2 protein-coding genes are annotated in these 2,535 nt (G+C 31.7%); both read right to left on the bottom strand.

Going from position 1 to position 2,535, the window contains the following annotated elements:
- Positions 1-343: 343 nt before the first annotated feature.
- Entirely contained in the window at positions 344-1,207 is an 864-nt protein-coding gene (locus AC1DTM_RS22550) for a phosphatase PAP2 family protein (protein WP_088099026.1), read from the bottom strand.
- Between the two features lie 8 nt (positions 1,208-1,215).
- Positions 1,216-2,325 (bottom strand): alpha/beta hydrolase, encoded by a 1,110-nt coding sequence (locus AC1DTM_RS22545; protein WP_016104731.1) that lies wholly within the window; start codon positions 2,323-2,325, stop codon positions 1,216-1,218.
- Positions 2,326-2,535: the final 210 nt, after the last annotated feature.

The raw sequence follows: 2,535 nt of genomic DNA, 5'->3' as shown, positions 1-2,535 counted from the left end.
TCTCAGCATCAATTAGTTTGTTCCAAATGAAAATGGGGCTTTTATTCGCTTATGATATGAATGTAAATGGTGAATTCCCGACTCTTCAATTACATGTACCTGCAACTTTAAGTACTCAGCCTCTTACATTTACGAAAATTAAATAACAAATTAAATAGAGGGAAGATTACTCTTCCCTCTATTATTTTGAAATTAGAAATCCACCTTGAAACCTATAATCCTATTATTGAATTTAATAAATGAAATGAGGATAACCCAAATACTAACTCATTTATCAAAACAGCTTAATGAACAAGCGATGCATTAATTATTATATATTCCCTCAACGGACAAGACTTTCTTATCACCGATTCAATGAATGTGGAAGAACATCATTATTATTGGTGCGTTTATTTTTCTTATCTCTCCATATAAATTTTTTCAAACACATAAACACAGTTACTGAAATAGCGACTCCAACTGTAACATCTGAAGCAAAATGAGCTCCTACCATAATACGACTCATTGGTACTAGTATCATCCATAAAAGAATGAGAATCCAAACACCTATTTTTTTTCTTTTTAGTGAAGCGAAATATTCTGGTAATAAACTAAACCAAATGACCAACGCTGCATTAGCACTATGGCCTGAAGGGAATGACATAAACTCATCACTTTTAGCAATTCCTTGAGATATAAACCATTTTGAAAATCCTTCAAATGATCCAATAGAAATCATATGACGATAGCGTTCTCTACCCCATCCTAGTTTTATTAGATTAAATGTAATTAACACAATAACTACACTTAATAATCCAATTAATGCAATGTCTCTCAATTTTGCATCATCGTATTTACTCCATGATTTAGAAATCATATAACAAGCTACAATAAAGCAAAGCATAAAAATTGGAATCGATATTTTTGAAATAGTTAAATAATGTACTAGCATAAATGAAGCTATGAAAGCGAACAAAAGAATGATTACTCCATAGCCAATTCCAGATAGATAATACCCTCTTGAACCTTTATTCTTTCTAGTTTTAAATAAATACATACTAGAAAATAAGGCAATAAGCATCGCTGGAATTTCTCCTATAGCTTGTAAAAAAAGAGCGATCTTATTAGTTGGTTCATATAAACTATGGGATATTTGTAAGTCTGTAAATGCAAAGATACATAGTAAAATAGCGAAGCTGGAAATTAATATCACTTTTCTACTTTTCATCATCCCTCCTACTTCCCACTATGTTTTAATATAAAATTCCCCATCTCAATTGCTAAATCTTCACTTTGAGGATAGACACCTACATTATCTCCATAAGCGTGCCCTAAACCACGATAAAGAACTGTTTCAGTATCAACTCCTTTTTTAGTTAATTTAGCTGCATACGCTAAACATTCTATCATTAAAAAATCATGCTCTCCTACCGTAATAAATGTACTTGGATAATCTGAGGATACATCAACATATGGACTTAAATACTTAGAATGAATTTCTGTCGTACCAAGCACTTCTGACATACCTCCAACCATTGAATGCATAATATTAAGCATTTTTTCTAATCCTTTTTTATACTTAGGAGCAATTTCATATTTATCTATACTCCAAGAATAAAATTCATCTTTATAATCACACATATTAATTGTAGGATACAGAAGCAACTGTCCCTTCACGTACTTCCTACCATCTTCCATATCTTTAGTTGTACAATACTGTGTTAAGTTCCCACCTGCACTATCACCTGCCACAAAGATATTATTCTTATCCCCGCCTAATGTATCAGCATTTTCATAAATCCACTTTAAAGTAGTGTAGCAATCTGTATGCCCAGTTGGAAAAGGATTTTCCGGAGCTAATCGATAATCCACAGAAACGGCTAATATATCTGTTTTTTCTACTATCAATTTCACAAGTTCTTCCACTACATCTGGTGATCCTGCCATGAATCCACCACCATGAATAAAGTATAAAACTGGCGCATTTTCCTGTTTAGAAACACTGTTATAAATTCTTATCGGAATATCATATCCATCTTCCGCTTTCACTGTTTTATACGTAATATTAATGTCTTTAGTGACAATTGGAACACTTTTAATCCCATTAAATTGTTTTCGCATATTCCTTATCGATTTTTCAGAAGCGTCCATTTTCATCATATTTTTAGGCATAAACCTCATTACATTCATTTGAACCTTCGTGTCCTTATAAAGGCGTGGATCCATCGCTCCTTTTTCATCACAATCTGGTATATTTTTTACTAAAACTTTTGCCCCCTGTACATTGATGGTTTCTTGTTTTTCTTGAATTTTTTCTAATAGGATTAAGTCATATTTTCTAGTCATCTAGTATTCATCCTCCCTTGTTTTAAACGCTTTCATTTCTTCGGATTAGATATATCTCTATTGAATCTCACTTCATTTACTATTACTAAATAAAAAAACGTTCCATGTACAAAATGTAACATGGAACGTTTTTTTATTGTTGTTTATATTTGATGCAATTATAGGCATTTTTTGATATGATATTTTTTCTATACTGTAATGGTGTATATC

This window comes from Bacillus sp. P4_D3 (genome assembly GCF_056401855.1).
Note: the sequence above shows the minus strand (reverse complement) of the source record. Positions and strands in the feature narration are given on the sequence as shown.